This window comes from Paenibacillus sp. Y301 (assembly GCF_059445505.1).
Genome location: NZ_JCAIUL010000007.1, coordinates 38,608 through 55,202, shown reverse-complemented (window position 1 = coordinate 55,202; position 16,595 = coordinate 38,608). Strand labels below are relative to the sequence as shown.

General features: G+C 41.0%; 10 protein-coding genes and 1 pseudogene. 1 reads left to right on the top strand and 10 read right to left on the bottom strand.

What is annotated here, in order from left to right:
• Positions 1-22: 22 nt before the first annotated feature.
• Entirely contained in the window at positions 23-1,147 is a 1,125-nt protein-coding gene (locus AC1D69_RS13595; protein WP_495456891.1) for an NAD(P)/FAD-dependent oxidoreductase, read from the bottom strand.
• A gap of 266 nt (positions 1,148-1,413) precedes the next feature.
• Entirely contained in the window at positions 1,414-4,221 is a 2,808-nt protein-coding gene (locus tag AC1D69_RS13590) for a DUF8487 domain-containing protein (protein WP_495456702.1), read from the bottom strand.
• Positions 4,222-4,593: 372 nt separating this feature from the next.
• On the opposite strand from AC1D69_RS13590, the gene AC1D69_RS13585 reads away from it, so the two are divergent.
• The gene (locus AC1D69_RS13585) at positions 4,594-4,827 is read left to right on the top strand and encodes a hypothetical protein (protein WP_495456701.1); all 234 of its coding nucleotides are present in this window, start codon (positions 4,594-4,596) and stop codon (positions 4,825-4,827) included.
• Positions 4,828-5,036: 209 nt separating this feature from the next.
• Here the strand turns inward: AC1D69_RS13585 and abc-f are convergent.
• The 8 genes and pseudogenes from abc-f to zwf form a co-directional block, all read right to left on the bottom strand.
• Positions 5,037-6,511: pseudogene (abc-f, locus tag AC1D69_RS13580) on the bottom strand (ribosomal protection-like ABC-F family protein).
• Between the two features lie 278 nt (positions 6,512-6,789).
• On the bottom strand, positions 6,790-9,138 hold the full coding sequence (gshAB, locus tag AC1D69_RS13575; RefSeq protein ID WP_495456700.1) for a bifunctional glutamate--cysteine ligase GshA/glutathione synthetase GshB: 2,349 nt from the start codon (positions 9,136-9,138) through the stop codon (positions 6,790-6,792).
• Positions 9,139-9,154: 16 nt separating this feature from the next.
• Positions 9,155-10,498 carry an MATE family efflux transporter gene (locus AC1D69_RS13570; protein WP_495456699.1) on the bottom strand — a complete coding sequence of 448 codons (1,344 nt, stop codon included), beginning with the start codon at positions 10,496-10,498 and terminating at the stop codon, positions 9,155-9,157.
• Positions 10,499-10,602: 104 nt separating this feature from the next.
• Positions 10,603-10,914, bottom strand: coding sequence for an ArsR/SmtB family transcription factor (locus tag AC1D69_RS13565; RefSeq protein ID WP_495456698.1), 312 nt, complete (start codon positions 10,912-10,914; stop codon positions 10,603-10,605).
• 182 nt (positions 10,915-11,096) lie between these two features.
• Complete coding sequence (locus AC1D69_RS13560) at positions 11,097-12,629, bottom strand: malate:quinone oxidoreductase (RefSeq protein ID WP_495456697.1); 1,533 nt, start codon at positions 12,627-12,629, stop codon at positions 11,097-11,099.
• A gap of 184 nt (positions 12,630-12,813) precedes the next feature.
• Positions 12,814-14,232 carry an NADP-dependent phosphogluconate dehydrogenase gene (gnd, locus tag AC1D69_RS13555; protein WP_495456696.1) on the bottom strand — a complete coding sequence of 473 codons (1,419 nt, stop codon included), beginning with the start codon at positions 14,230-14,232 and terminating at the stop codon, positions 12,814-12,816.
• 92 nt (positions 14,233-14,324) lie between these two features.
• Positions 14,325-14,993 carry a fructose-6-phosphate aldolase gene (fsa, locus tag AC1D69_RS13550; RefSeq protein WP_495456695.1) on the bottom strand — a complete coding sequence of 223 codons (669 nt, stop codon included), beginning with the start codon at positions 14,991-14,993 and terminating at the stop codon, positions 14,325-14,327.
• A 30-nt stretch (positions 14,994-15,023) separates the two neighbouring features.
• On the bottom strand, positions 15,024-16,550 hold the full coding sequence (zwf, locus tag AC1D69_RS13545; protein WP_495456694.1) for a glucose-6-phosphate dehydrogenase: 1,527 nt from the start codon (positions 16,548-16,550) through the stop codon (positions 15,024-15,026).
• Positions 16,551-16,595: the final 45 nt, after the last annotated feature.

The following is a 16,595-nucleotide window of genomic DNA, read 5'->3' as shown; positions in this document are numbered from 1 at the left end:
TTAGAAGGTGTTTTCATTTATCTCAGTTAATCGCTTTACCAATGTCATAATCCGTTAGATCAATATCTAATGTCATTCCTAGTGCTAACTTAGCCAACTGGACTCCGATATATGGGCCCATGGTCAATCCAGAGGCTCCTAGACCGTTAACTGCAAGAAGTCCATCCCAATCTGGAATGGCCCCTATGACGGGAAGGAAATCGGCTGTAAAAGGGCGAAATCCCACTCTTATTTCATGGAACGTACTCTCTGCCAGATTAGGCGCGAATGTAAGGCATTTGCTTAAAATTTCGTGCATTCCACCCGGTGTGATCCTCATATCGTAACCCTCAATATCATTTTCATGAGTTGCCCCGATCACGATTTTCTGATGTTCAAAACCGATCAAATATTGATCGGAAGGCGGCATAACGACAGGCCAGTTGCTAGTATTTTGTTTAGCGTCGGGGACCTGCAAGTGCATAATTTGAGCTTTCTGATAACTCACCTTGAAATCAATACCTAAAGGTTGTAACAGCGCTCCGGCCCAAGCTCCTGCAGAAACAATAACCATATCGGCTAGATAGCGATTTGTCCCCACCGTTATTCCAGTAACACGGTTCGATTGATAATCAAGTTTAGCATCTCCATATATAAGCTCGGCCCCGTTCCTTTGTGCAGATCGTAGCAAAGCATCACGCAGCGCCCGGCCATCGACACGAGCAGCCCCGCTAATATGAACAGAAGAATATCCTTCGGCTAGCAGTGGGAACAGCTCACGGGTTCTATGTTCATCAAGCCGTGTAATCTCTCCTATTTCAAACGCTTCTTCTTTACGTTTGAAAGCTCTCTCTTCCATTTTGTGAATTTTCTCTGGATCCATATGAATGCTGAGCGCCCCGACCCTGGCATAACCTGTTTCGGTTTCCCCTTCTCTTTCTAGTTCTTCAATTAGCAATGGATAATAATGCGCCCCTTCTTTGGCAAGGCGATACCATGCTTTATTACGGCGCTGTGATAGCCAGGGACAAATAATACCGGCAGCTGCATCTGTAGCTTGTCCTTCATCTTTCCGATCGACGATGAGGACATCCACTCCTTTCTTAGCTAATTGATATGCGGTTGAAGCCCCAGCAATTCCGGCTCCAATGACAATGACCTTCATGATGAGTTCCTTCCTCTCTGTAATCGCTCTTCTCATTATAACGAGATAACGTAGAAAAACCAGATTAACGAGATTTCCCTCTTCCTTGATCCATATACCAATTGACTTCATTCTTCACTTTAAGCACAGCACCCCAACCGGAGTTAATCGTTCTTCTCAATCATTTTTCAAAAGAAAATAAGCCTTGTTCATCCACGGCATTATGCCGAGGGAACAAGGCTTATTGTATTATTATTTACTCCTGTCGGAGTTGGATGAGTAGCACTCGTTTATTGAATCAACTGATGAAGCTCTTCCGTGCTTGCTTTGTACTGTGGGTTGAATTCCTCGGATGTCATATAACTCGATAGACTAGATAGGAACTGCTTTCCTTCTGGTGTGGCTCCTGCTTTGCTCGCATCTAGGGCACATACCATCAGTTTGCCAGAACCTACTACACACTCCAATAGGAAACCGAGTTTATGATTGCGTTCAAAATTATCTATCGTCTGTACGATCGGGCTCCATTCCCGGTCCGTTCCATCCAAAATAATGGACTTCGAGTGCTGTACGATACTCCACCATGGGTAGGTGGAATGTTCTTCGCAAGGGAAATCACGGAATACAGGGTGACTGTTGTCAATCAGAAGACCCATCGTGCCCACTGGGACCGACCGATTCATGCTCTCGGAAATGGACCGGAACATCGGGTAACACCAGAAATCTGTACAATATAAGCCTTCGATGGCGTTATGTAGAGACTCCAATTTTGGCATAAGCAGTACATTTTCACCTTGACTCAACAGTGCAAGTGCTTCTTCGCTAAGCTCATCGAATACGTGGATACCTTCAAGAACGTTATCACTCTTCTCCGGATATACCCAAATATCGTAAGTCTTGCGGACATCCATGCCATCGATCCATAACGAGAATACAACTTTTCTCATCTGCTCAACGACAGGAAGATCAACGGCTATCTGACAGATATCAATGTAATTCGTCGCTTCAGGTACCACTGCTGTTGTTCTGCCTTCCGCCAGTATTGTTGCATCGTCACGTAGTTCCCATTGAAGTGTAAGGATATCAGGTGTCCCACTTCGATACCAGCACAACTCAACGTTGGCTTTGAACTGTTCCTTAGAGAGGTAATTGTACTTAGGAAATCTCGCCATCAGGACAGCATCACTACAGAATGTACGCCATTCATCTGGAGTAATCATTCCCTTTGAATCCATAAAAGCATCGAGGATACCGACTAGTGCTGTTCCTTGACCACTGAAATCCTGAAGATCTAGTAATTGGAAACCAGCAAGCCTCCGAGTGCGGAATGCGGCTTCCAGTTCCTCTTTATAGCAGGCCACAGCTAGCTGCCCTGAGCACTGAAAGTATTTGGAAGCGAGATGACCTAGCCCCTTACTTTCCAGACGTTCACGGAAAATTTTGAAATTTTCAGCTTGGAGCGGACCTGTGTATTTCTCAATTTCATTATAATCTGGGTAAGTCGCATATTGACCGATCTCATGAGAAACAACTGGAATCCGTGGAATCCATTCCTCAGACGTATCGCCCAGCTGAACCGTCTTAGCTTCGGTTCCATACTGAATCTGGATCGTGCCTCCAACCTCCGATGTAGCGGTTTCACTATTCAATAGAGCCGGTGGAACGAACTGATCATCATAGTCCTTCATTGTCCCGGGCAGATCTGTCTGGACATGTCCTAAGGGTGCATCGCACATAGCATATGAACCTCTGAATAAGCGGTCTTTTGAAAAGCGAACTCCGCTAAAGAAATCATCATTCTCCAGAATTTCAGGTACAAATTGATGGTTGTTGGAACCCTGTGTGTACAGATGTCTACTGTCGAAGGTTTTATACTCTTTCAGAATAGAATCAATCTTGGTTCTACTACCCCATAACTCGTTGCCTAGAGACATCATCACGAAGGACGGATGATTGCCGAACGCCTGGAGAATAGCATATCCCTCGCTGATCAGATAATCCTGTTCCGCCTGATTATGACCCTCGTCTGTTTCTTCCGTCATGGTACCCCAGAAAGGCAACTCAGGCTCCATGTAAATACCAAGCATATCCGCGGCGGTAAAGGCGGCTTCAGGCGGGCAGCATGTGTGGAAACGGTAATGATTAATTCCGTAAGACTTCGAAATTCCAAGAATTCTTAACCATTCCTCTACATCAGTTGGCGCATACCCAGTCAATGGGAAAATGAGACCGTCATGTTTACCACGAAGGAAAGTCTTCTCTCCGTTGATCGTGAATTTGTCTCCGTCCGTTTTGAACGCCCTTAATCCGAAGATCAGTTCGTGTTGGTCGATTACTGCACCATCTTTGTCTTGCAGATTGATACTTATGTTGTATAGATGAGGTGTAGCTTCACTCCAAAGTAATGCGTCCATCCCTAATTCGTAGACGAAAGAAACTTCGCCTGGTGATATTGCAAATCTCTGCTCCGGTACGTTGTGAGTTATTAGGCTATTAAAACTTGAAGCAGTCACAGAAGCTGTGCCTTCAACCGTGCCTTTCAGAGAGGCTGTAATGGTGACCGTCTTTGTTGACATTTCCGGATCGAGCCGGATCCCACTGAAATAGGATTCCCCATAGAATTGCAGCTCGATGCGGCCAGTAATTCCGTTCCAGTTAGTCTGGGTATCCGGCGAAGTTAAATGTCCACCTTTGGTAGGATAATCGGTATTATTGACCCGCACTGTGATCGTCTGCTTGCCTGCTCGAAGCTGACCGGTCAATTCATAAATATGAGGGGTATTCAGGCTATCCCGACTACCAATCTCCTGATCGTCCAGCCAGAGCGTTGTTAGCCGTGTCCGTTCCAAATATAGAAAACAAGACTTTCCGACGAGCTCGTCCGGAATTACGACTTCCTTTGAATACCAGGCTTGTCCTTCAAAATGATATTCATCTGTCAGGGCTCCGACTAAAATATCCTCATTCTTCGTACCCTTACGGGCATACGATGTTGTGCCTGGCAATGTAATGACATCCGAATAAGGCAGCACCCTTCCCTGTTTCTCCTTATCCAATTGTAACTTCCATTCGCCTTCTAGACTGATCTTTGTCTGCAAAAAATATCACTCCTAATCTGAGTTTGTAGCTATAAATTTTAAACTGTTAGCTTTTATTTTCACCTGATTCGCACACTCCGACTGTTATAAAGAAGAGGCTGCCAAATCAACTGATTTGATTGTATCAAATATGAAGATTAATCAATATCAGTATTTGCACAAATATCACGTCATTGTTCATCATTGTTCTAAGTGATGTCGGCGTGTCTTTACGTAGGGACTTTTTTACGATAGATAATTATAGTATAATTTGACATCAATTATTAAAATATGTTGAATTACTGAACACCTTAATTTTCATTCTCACATTACCCTATTTTTCTTGAGACGAGGCTATTTCCTACTAACACATTTGCTAGAAAGGATGATCACATGAAATCACCCGATCAAATTGTTCCGGAGGCACTCAATCTATTTAGCGGTGAAAGCAATGAAAATCCGTTTGCGGTATTCGCCAAAATGCGGGCAATGAACGCAGTTAGCCCAATTCCCTTTCCAATGGGTGGTCCGAATGTCCAAGCTTGGATGGTTACACGTATGGAAGAATCTATGCAAGTACTTAAGGACCATGTTCAGTTTACAGTCGACCCTTCCTCTATCACTTAACATCCCTCGTGAGGATGTCCAATGGAACTTCACATTAAGTTCTCAAGGGTTAGACTCGTTGCCTGTTGCCTTTTAAACATTAACCCGGATTGCTTCTTAATATATAAAATTGAACCTATAAAGTGAAAGAATCCAGTATATACGCGATTATTGAATCTCGCGCTGTATACTGGATTTTTGTGTAATTCATCTAAACGTTTAGCTACTCGTTAAAGTGTGATAACTTTTGTAGCTACACGATCACAAAATTCCTTATCATGCTCTACAAAAAGAATCGTAGGGGTGTATTCAAGCAGTAATTCTTCAATTTGCATTCGGGAAATAATATCAACAAAATTAAGCGGTTCATCCCAAATATGCAAATGAACTTTTTCACTGAGACTTTTTGCAATGAGAACCTTCTTCTTTTGCCCTCCGCTAAAATCCGTCATATCCTTCTCGAATTGAACTCTGGAGAAATCCAGTTTTCTTAGAATCGATTTAAATAAGCTCTCATCAATCCCGTTGTCTGCCGCATAGGCTACTAAATTACCATGGAGATGAGATGTGTCTTGTGAAACGATATTTTTAACTGATTATCTTTCCTGAAGAGACCTGTATAGTTTAAATCTTCACCACAAATAAGTTTGATGATACTCGATTTGCCAGAGCCATTATTACCCGAGAGCGCAATGCGATCGCCCTGCTCTATCGTAAAACTGATATTTTCGCACACCATCTTATCGCCGTAAACAATCGAAACATTCTCTAGTTCAGTAAGTCGGTTTTTATGCCATGCAAGTTGCGTAATTTCTAGGCTCTCAGCGTTTTCGATATTCTTCAGGAGCTTGGACTTCTCATGAATAGCCGATTGCTGTCTTTGCTCAATGACTTTAGAGCGTTTCATCATTTTAGCAGCTTTGTGACCTATATATCCTTTATCTACCTTAGACCCGGAATTTCTTGTTCCGTTTTTCGTTTTTTCCACTTCGTGAGACCAATTGCTCGTCTTTTTAGCAGAACCTGACAAACGTTTAATATCATTCATTAATTTCTCGTTCTCAGCTAACTCAAAGTGACCTTGTCTCGTTTTATTTTCCCACCAACTTGAGAAATTACCTTTTTGTATTTCGATGTTGGTCTTATTAATTGAAAGGGTGTGGTCTATACAGTTATCCAGAAATGATCTATCGTCAGATACCAGAATATATCCACTTTTAGTATTGAGGTAATCACTGACTAGTTTTCTAGCTGTCAAATCAAGATGATTAGTTGGTTCATCAATCAACAGAAAGCGATTTTCTTTAATAAATAATGCAGCCAATAACACTTTGGTTTGCTCACCATTAGACAATGAATCAAAAGGTCGATATAAAACATCCTCAGACACCTTTAACAATGTAAGTTCCCGCATCAGTTTCCAGTGAATGTAATCCGGAAAAATGTCGTTGATGACATCTAGAGTATGACTCTCCTTGTTCTTAACATGAAAAGGGAAATATTCAAACTGAACGTGTGCAGATATATTCCCGCTGTATTCAAGTTTACCCAGCAATAAGTTGAGAAAAGTAGTCTTTCCCCTACTGTTTCTTCCTGTGAACCCTAGTTTCCAATCAGTATCAATTTGAAAACTGACATTCTCAAATATATTGTCGTAACTGCCATCATAGGCAAAGGTTAAGTTAGTAACATTAATTAATGACATACAATATCCTCCTGTATACAAAAATAAGAGCTACAAGAAAGTTACCTTTCTGTAGCTCAAATAAAATACATAAACGATCCCTCCCCAATAGAGATGGAGATGGCGTTAGTAGAATATATCGTTTGAGTGAAAAGAAGAAGTAACTTTCTTGCATATAAAAAATAAAACGTGCGAAATAACGCAATCCGTGTTTTATTCATTTACATTGTCAGCAAGAAATTCTACATTCTACTTTTCAACCCCAATCATTAATTTGAAAGTATAGTACCATACCCTTTTTATTTTTTCAACATGTTTGTTTCGTCAAACAACAGATCAAGAATCTTTTCATCCGCTTTTCGATTGTTACCTTTATAGGGATAACAGTGAATATGAATTGCAGGATTAAAGTTAATTTCAATCACGCAGTAATTGGTATCGTTTGCTTCTTCTCTGACATCGTCAATCATCATATCCACACCACATATCGTGGCTCCTGCTGCTTTCGCGGACTGAATGGCAAGCTTCTTATAGCTTTCAGGTATATCATCCGTGTAATCAATACTGTCTCCACCGGTACTGATATTCGAGTTCTCGCGTAAATAGATGATCTGACCAGATGAAGGTATATCGTTCCAACTGTTAGAGTGATTTTTCATAAACATCTCTTCTGCTTCACCGATCTGAATTTTCTCTAAGGGTGTCTTGTATCCCTGACCTCTAAGCGGATCCTTGTTCTTAGCATGAACGAGTTGCTCAATCGTGAGCGTACCGTTTCCGATTACATTAGCAGGAACGCGATGCAATATCCCGACAACCTCATCCCCCATCACAAGAAACCGATATTCTTTTCCAGTAATGAATTCCTCTAGGAGAACCGTCTGATCATGTTCAAATGCCATGTGTAATGCTTTTTGATAATCTTCTTCTGAAAAAGGACCATTAAAGATGGTAATTCCCAATCCGAAATTAGTTGATTTCGGCTTGATCACAATGGATTGGTCACGATAAATTTCATATGCATCCATAGCTTCTTTAAGATTACGAAATGCCTCTCCCTTTGGAACACGTATTCTTTGTCGCTTGAGAACTTCTTTTGTCACAATTTTATTCTCCATAATTAATACCGTACTGTAGGAATCCAATGATGTCTTTGTTGCTTGTTTCACATATTCTTTGTGATCCCCTTTGGATAGGACTACGAAGTTTTCATCTCGATCTACGAATTGAAAATGAATGCCACGTTTAACCGCCGCCTTCAATAGCAACTGTGTGGATAGCTCAAGATCCTCATGTCCAGCGAACCGGTACCCATTGGCTAAGCTTTCCTGAGCATAATGCTTCGCTTTATCCAAATGATAAGTCACATAGGAGGTTTGTTGAATTTCAGATTTCACAATAGAAGCGAAACTCTTCTCAGGATGAAGAACCTTCTGTCTTACTATGTCCAAGATCTGTGAGAATTTATCGTCGTTAGGCATTAAGAGCTGTACCATTTGTTGCATTTCTTGGATACAAGTTAATGCCATCTCCGCCATTGTCATCGAACCATTCTCATGGTCATGTAAAGTACCCTGTATCCCTTCCATGATGAGTTGATCATGATTCATGTCAGCCATCTTTTGATCATCTTTACTGAAGGGTTCATCATTCTTGAGTAGCACAAAAATGGTAAACAAATGAATGAACTCCAGCGTTTCTTTACTAACACCTATGTTGTAGAGAGGGTTCAAATCAATAAAACGAAACTCCAAATAGGCTATCCCATCTTGCATTAATTCCTGAAGTGGAGATTCACCTTTTGCGGTTTTCAGTCTTACGGGACTATAAAATTCTTTTACACTTAGTAATTCTTCAGATTGAATCAACCCGTTCAAATCGTGGACATATTCCTCTATCGAATTAAAAGACACATGGAGAGGTTTTTCATTCCGATAACCGCATTCGCTATTACGAAGTGAATTCATATTTTGAAAATAATAGCTGTTCTCGTCATCTGATTCTCCTCGTGCGACGCATTGTGAGATATATGTTTTATCAAAGACAGGACTTGCACCTGTCAAATAGATGAGAAGCCATCGATACCTCAATAGGTTACGGGCTATTTTTAAATAGATGGCATCTTTGAAATCTTTATAGTCTTCGTGATGATCCCACGTTTCATAGAATCTTCTGAGAAATCTCTCATCAAAGGAAAAGTTATAATGAATTCCACTCAGCATTTGTCTTTTCCGACCATATTTATCTGCTAATTGATGTCTATATTTGTCCTCTACCGGATTATTCATCTTAGCAATCGGTATTTCTGTTTCCTTAGGTAACATGGGGGGATTGCTGCTTGGCCACAAATATTCTCCGTTCAACTCTAGAGAAACAATGTCTTGCAACGCCTCCATGAAACGATATGTCTCATGAATGGAATCAAAGGGTGGTGTAATCATTTCAATTTGACTCTCTGAGAAATCCGTCTTGATATATGGGTTCTCCGTTTTATGGCCAAAAGCTTTCGGGTGTGGTGTTAGCGCGAGATTACCGTCTTGATCGACTCTAACATTTTCTTTTTCCAGACCAAATTGACCTCGCATTAGATCTATTTCTAACTTATTGTCGATGAGATGCGAAATGAGCTTACGATTTAACAATGCCATTGTTCATTACCGTCCTTTATATGTTAACTTGTGATTCATTCATTCTGTGCAAAGATCTTCTAAACCATAAGACCAGAATCACACCCTTGAACACACTGCTTAGAGCAATCGACATCCACACACCATTTAAACCAAAAGGTTCGGATAATATTAACGCCAATGGAATCCGTAGTGCCGTAAAAACAATACTGAATATCGGTGGAATATGTGTCTTCCCAATACCATTAAAAGCCCCCACAGTCATCAATTCCAGACACATGAACAATTGGGAGAAGCCAATGATCCGCATATAATCGGTACCTAGCTTTAAGCTCACCTCATCAGATAAGAACAGTGAAAAGAGTTGCTGTGGGAATATGATGAATATAAACGATATGATAATACCGAAAATAGAAGTTAGCACCAACGCTTTATGATAACCTAGATTCAATCGATCTAATCGACGAGCACCATAGTTTTGACCAAAGAAGGCTGCAATCGCTCCTTGAAGTCCACCGATGGTCATGTAAGAGATGGATTCAATTTGAATTCCGATCTTCTGAACCGCAATAGCTTCAGCTCCAAAGCGAACAATGATCCTCGCAATAATAATGGAAATGATCGTAAATGTGACTCGTTGGATCGTGATTGGAATCCCCATTTGAATGACTTCTTTCATCTGACGGCTGTCCCAGGGGGTCGGTCGAGAGATTAACTCCGAATTTCTTGATTGGAAGACAAATAAACATGTCACTAATAGATTGGCGATTAACGTTGCAATAGCTGCTCCTGCGACACCCCAACCATCAAATTTACCCACTCCAAAAATGAGAATCGGATCGAGGATGATATTAACAACAAGTCCGATCGAAAAGATGTGAAAAGGCAACTTACTATTCCCCATAGCGTTTAGTATGGAGGCAAATAAGGTATTCATGATTGAAAATACAGTTCCTAAAGTCGAAATCATTAAAAATTCCTTCGCCATACGCTCAACTTCAACACTTCCAAGATCAAAGAACCCGATGAGCTGATGTTTGGTCAGCATGATGAAGATCGTATAGAGAACTCCTAACAAAACCGTCATCATAAATCCATTCTTGATATATGTTCCAGCATGATCCTTCTGTCCCGCTCCCATGCAATGTGAAATCTTAATCCCTGTTCCAATGGTGATCATGGTCGATAAAGCAATAACTAAATTAATAAAAAAACTTGCTGTGCCTATCGCTGCAACAGGGCCGCTTCCTAGTCTTCCAACCCAGATCATATCGACGAGCCCATACGTGGTTGATATGAAATTGGTTGCAATAATGGGAAGAGTCAATTTCATTAAGGTTGGCATAATAGGACCTTGTGTTAAATCGTTCGTGCCTCGCATGCTACTAACTCCTTCTTGATCATATTTAAAAACCGACTACTAGGGCCGGGTCAACACTCTATTTACATCCCATCAATTTTTTTTGATATGTTAACTAAAAAAACTCATTTAGGTCTAGGATAAAAAATACAACAAAGTTGTTCTGACAGTAGCCCTTTGATTTCAGTTTCATTTAACTCATAGTAATTCCATTTCCCAATTCGTTCCATGAGAATCAAATTTACATCCAATAACATTTTTAAATGATAGGAAAGTTTGGATTGAGGTAGACCAAGTAAATCGGTTAATTCACATACACAGACCTTACCTTTCTGGTTTAATTCGTATATAATTTTCAAACGATTTTTATCAGATAGCGCTTTAAACTTTTGCTCATATGTAAGTAATGTATCATCATCAATGGTTGTATTATTCATAGGTTCACCTTCTTCTTTATCATATCAAAATTTATTGATGCGTTCATCTTAGCAATTCGATTGTTTGTTGTCAACCAGCAATTGGACCTTCCTGTCTTCATATATTTCACCACAGACTTACAGAGTCAGAACAGAGAAAAACGAGTCTCTTATAATATAAGTGACTCGTTCTCCGTATAACCTTATTTGTGTACTGCTCTACTACCGACCGACACTTTTTCGCTTAGACCAAGTGTCTGTGCTGTTGACGTATGAATTTCTTGGAAAAGATCTGGATTATCCACTAGTGACATACCATAGGAAGGAATCATCTCTTTTATTTTCGGTTCCCACGCTTTAATATGTTGTGGGAAGCATTTTTCTAATATCTCAAGCATCACGTGAACAGCAGTAGATGCTCCCGGAGAGGCACCGAGTAAGGCAGCTATCGAACCATCAGCGGCACTAACAACTTCCGTACCAAATTGTAGTGTTCCTTTCCCGCCCGTATCCGTATCTTTAATCACTTGCACACGTTGGCCTGCTACGACGATATCCCAATCTTCTCTTTTCGCATTCGGAATAAACTCTCGTAATTCTTCTAGGCGTTTTTCATTTGATAATAGTACTTGTTGAATGAGGTATTTCGTCAATGACATCTCCTTGACACCTGCTGCTAACATAGTGAAGACATTATTGAGTTTAACGGAACCTAACAGATCAAAATATGAACCCGCTTTCAAGAACTTTGGTGAGAATCCGGCAAACGGTCCAAATAGTAACGTTTTTTTGTTATCAATATATCTTGTATCCAGATGCGGAACAGACATTGGAGGTGCACCGACCTTAGCTTTACCGTATACTTTTGCATGATGCTGAGCTACAACTTCCGGATTGTTACAGACCATAAATAACCCACTTACCGGGAACCCACCGACATGTTTTGACTCAGGAATGCCCGTTTTTTGTAGCAAAGGAAGACTTCCGCCTCCACCGCCGATAAAAACAAATTGTGCCGTATGGGTTTCGAATTTACCGTTATCAATATCGTGCACTTTCACTTTCCACAAGCCGTCGCTGGTACGTTTCATATCCTTAACGCTATGCTTGTAGTTGATCTCGACGTTTCGAGTCTTTAAGTGGTCAAACAGCATGCGCGTTAAAGCGCCAAAGTTAACATCCGTACCAAAATCAATTTTTGTTGCAGCGATCGGTTCATTCGATGTACGACCTTCCATGATCAGTGGGATCCATTCCTTCAGTTTTTCAGGGTCATCGGAAAATTCCATCCCTTGAAACAGAGGATTGTTGGATAGTGCTTCATAACGTTTTTTCAAAAACGCTACATTCTTTTCCTCTTGCACTAAACTCATGTGGGGTATTGGCATGATAAAGTCCCGCGGATTACGAATCCTATTGTTGTTAACGAGATAAGACCAGAACTGTCTTGTAATCTGGAAATGTTCATTAATGATGATTGCTTTACTAATATCTATAGATCCGTCAGACTCCTCGGGTGTATAATTCAGCTCGCACAGTGCTGCATGACCCGTACCCGCATTGTTCCATTCGTTAGAACTTTCTACTCCTGCATCTGCAAGTTTCTCAAACACTTTAATTTCCCAATCGGGTGCTAACTCTTTCAATAATGATCCCAAAGTAGCACTCATGATTCCAGCACCAATTAAGATAACGTCAATTTTGTTATGTTGGTTGCTCATTATAACCTTCCTCATCTCCTGTATTTGCAAGGTACTCCTACTAAGATGTTAAACAAAACAAGGCGCCACTTAGGAACTCACCCTTTATATTTCAATTATAACCATATCATAAATTTAGGATAATGCGAATATAGCAAAAAAAAACTCCACAGCCCTACGTTACACAAGGGTACTGTGGAGTTTTTACTAATCTTGCGTATTAATCGTTCTTGTCCATCCATTGGAAATGAAAGCTTCCCTCTTGATCAAGGCGTTGGAACGTATGGGCTCCGAAATAATCCCTTTGGGCTTGCAGTAGATTAGCTGGCAGTCTCTCAGATCGATAGCTGTCATAATAGGCTAATGCAGACGCAAAAGCAGGTACTGGAATACCTCTAGTTATGGCAAGCGCGACCACTTGTCTCCAAGCTTCTTGATAGTTATCAACGATCTGACTGAAGTAGTCATCCAAGAACAAGTTGTTCAGAGCCGGATTCTTGTCATAGGCATCCTTAATATTCTGTAGGAATTGTGCACGAATGATACATCCCCCACGGAATATCATCGCAATGCTTCCAAAGTTCAAATCCCAATGGTACTCATCAGATGCAGCTCTCATTTGCGCAAATCCTTGGGCATAAGAGGCGATTTTACTTGTATATAAAGCTTTGCGAACAGCTTCAATGAATTCTTTAGGATCACCGTCGTAGCTAGATATCGCAGGTCCTTTAAGTTGTTTAGATGCGGCTACTCGTTCTTCTTTCATAGCTGACATAAATCGTGCAAAGACAGATTCCGTAATGATAGATAATGGAACGCCTAGATCCAATGCGCTCTGGCTAGTCCATTTCCCCGTTCCTTTTTGGCCTGCTGAATCGAGAATCACATCCACCATCGGTTTTCCTGTATCAGGGTCTACCTTTTTGAAAATATCAGCTGTAATCTCTATCAAATAGCTATCTAGCTCACCGTTGTTCCATTCTGTAAATATGTCATGTAACTCACTTGTGCTCAAATTCAATACATCTTTGAGTAAATGATAAGCTTCGCCAATAAGTTGCATATCACCATATTCAATGCCGTTATGTACCATTTTGACATAATGACCAGCACCGTCTCCACCAATATACGTCGAGCATGGATCCCCATTCACTTTAGCTGAGATCGCGGTTAGGATCGGTTCTACCAGTTCATACGCATCCTTTTGCCCACCTGGCATAATGGCTGGACCCTTTAATGCTCCCTCTTCGCCTCCAGAAACACCAGCGCCGATAAAGCGGAAACCTTGTGCCTGAAGATCTTTATTTCTACGTTGTGTATCAGGGAAATAGGCATTCCCGCCGTCAATCAGAATATCTCCTTGATCGAGAAAAGGAACGAGTTGATTAATGGTATCATCCGTTGGTTGACCGGCCTTGACCATAATAAGTATTTTACGTGGTTTTTCCAACGATTGGACGAATTCCTCGATGTTGTACGTACCAACGAAATCTTTCCCTTGTGCTTCTTCTAGTAGTTCTTTTGTTTTCTCAGAAGAACGGTTATACACTGCAACAGAGAACCCTTTACTTTCAATATTCATAGCTAAGTTTTTACCCATAACGGCTAGTCCTACCACACCAATTTGTTGTTTCTTCATGCATCCTTACCTCCCTGTTATTTGGCACACACATATAAAATACTTAAACGCTCATACACCCGTGAATAATTAAGTGAATATTAAAATGAAACTTAACGTTGTGTTGTTTTGCTCCAATCCGCAGCAAATTTCTCAAGACCTTGATCTGTTAGTGGATGTTTAGAGATTTGTTCGATGACGGAGTAAGGAATGGTTGCGATATGCGCACCAGCCATGGCTACGCGTGTCACATGATCCGGATGACGAACAGATGCCGCGATGATCTGTGCATTCAGGTTATGGATTTGGAACAATTCAGCGATTTTCGAGACAAGTAGGACACCATCTTCTGAAATATCATCCAGACGTCCAAGGAACGGAGATACATATGTTGCACCAGCGCGCGCAGCCAGAAGGGCTTGGTTCACCGTGAAGATCAGCGTTACGTTCGTTTTGACACCTTTCTTCGTTAAGTAACGGCATGCTTCTAGCCCTGCAATCGTCATCGGAAGCTTAATGGTAATGTTTGAATCATTGTTGTTAATCTTGATCAGTTCGTTCGCTTGTGCGATCATGTCTTCAGCTGTTTCTGCATCAGGTGTTACTTCGGCTGAAACGGATTCAACCTCAGGCACTTCGCGTAAAATCTCAGCAATGCGATCTTCGAATTTCACGCCTTCTTTGGCAACCAAGGACGGGTTCGTTGTAACACCGGATAAAACACCAATTTTATAAGCCTTTTTGATATCTTCCAAATTCGCTGTGTCGATAAAAAATTTCATCGTAATTCCTCCAATTTTTTTAGTTATATTTTAGATACTTTGTGTAATAGGTAAATGAATTTCCTTCGGTAAGGAATCCATTTCTGGTTCAGCTGGTTCATTGAACCACCATTGATATCCATCCTTCGCTAACAACTCATCGGATTGTACGGGGCCGTAGGTACCAGCATCATAGTGGTGAAGTGGCACTAAGTTCTCTTCGTATGCATCTAAGATCGGCTGTACCCATTCCCATGACAATTCGACTTCGTCCCAATGTGCGAAGAACGTTGAATCTCCATTCAGAGCATGTGCAATTAAATTTTCGTAAGCTTCAGGAACATGGTCTCTCTTCTCATGGAAATCAATTTGCATGGGCTTGAACTGCCCTTTATTAAGTGGATCTCTTGTATTTAATTGAAGTGCAATGCCTTCATTAGGGCTGATTTCAAAAACGAGCAGATTAGGCGCTTTATTATCATCTGTTGTCCCTATCTGCTTCAATGATTCCTTGAATTCAATTACGATTCGCGTTGACTTATCACGCATTCTTTTGCCAGTACGGATGTAAAAAGGAACACCACGCCAGAAATAATTATCGATTTCTAGCTTCGCTGCGATAAAGGTATCATTTCTTGAGGTTAAGGGAATGTTGGGCTCGGCTGTATAACCAACCACCGATTCCCCATGAATTCTTCCTGCTCCGTACTGCCCACGAACAACTTGCGAATGAACATCTTCTTTTGCCAGTCTCTTCAAGGATTCCATCACCATCTTCTTTTTGAAGCGGACATCCTCTGACGTATTATTGTTTGTAAAATGGATCGTAAGCATCATGAGAACTTGTAGCATATGGTTCTGGAACATGTCTCTTACAGCACCCACATGATCGTAATAACCTGCTCGCTCTTCAACACCTACGGTTTCGTTTGCTGTTATTTGAACGTTAGCTATATTTCGATTGTCCAATAATGCCTTGAGAACTGGATTACTCTGCTGTAGATCCACTAGCTTCTGTATCATCGGCTTACCAAGATAATGATCGATGCGATAAATTTCGTCTTCAGTGAACGCCTGTTCCAGGTTTCTATTCAGATCACGAGCAGACTGTAAATCATGTCCGAATGGTTTCTCAATGACGAGACGCTTCCAACCATCTGCAGAACCTAGTCCAATTTCATGGATATTCGCAGCGATCGGTTCGAAAAACTCAGGTCCTACGGACAAATAGAACATTCGGTTAGGCTCAGCGTGGAGTTCTTCTTCCTTACGTTCAATTAACTTTTTTAATGTATAATAATCTTCTTTATGGCCTACATCGAGAATGCTATAGCTGAATGCACACAAGAAGTTTTTTAATGTCATGGGGTCTTTCGCTTTGCTTCGAGAGAACTCATGTAAAGATTGTTCTACATTTGTTTGAAAAGCTTTATCAGATAGTTCTCTTCTTCCAAGACCAATCACGGAAAAGGATTGAGGTAGCTTCTGATCGATGAACAAATTAAACAAGGCCGGATAAATTTTTCTTTTGGCTAAATCTCCTGTCGCTCCAAACAATACAAACGTGGTAGCATCCATAGTTCTACTCCTTCCAGCAGGGCTTATTAGTAAGCTCTGGTTTCT

Excerpts from the sequence above, each read along its gene's own strand:
- gshAB (WP_495456700.1), bottom strand. The coding sequence starts at position 9,138 with ATGGCATTGTTAAATCGTAAGCTCATTTCGCATCTCATCGACAATAAG.
- zwf (WP_495456694.1), bottom strand. The coding sequence starts at position 16,550 with ATGGATGCTACCACGTTTGTATTGTTTGGAGCGACAGGAGATTTAGCC.
- AC1D69_RS13565 (WP_495456698.1), bottom strand. The coding sequence starts at position 10,914 with ATGAATAATACAACCATTGATGATGATACATTACTTACATATGAGCAA.
- gnd (WP_495456696.1), bottom strand. The coding sequence starts at position 14,232 with ATGAAGAAACAACAAATTGGTGTGGTAGGACTAGCCGTTATGGGTAAA.
- AC1D69_RS13560 (WP_495456697.1), bottom strand. The coding sequence starts at position 12,629 with ATGAGGAAGGTTATAATGAGCAACCAACATAACAAAATTGACGTTATC.
- AC1D69_RS13570 (WP_495456699.1), bottom strand. The coding sequence starts at position 10,498 with ATGCGAGGCACGAACGATTTAACACAAGGTCCTATTATGCCAACCTTA.
- AC1D69_RS13585 (WP_495456701.1), top strand. The coding sequence starts at position 4,594 with ATGAAATCACCCGATCAAATTGTTCCGGAGGCACTCAATCTATTTAGC.
- fsa (WP_495456695.1), bottom strand. The coding sequence starts at position 14,993 with ATGAAATTTTTTATCGACACAGCGAATTTGGAAGATATCAAAAAGGCT.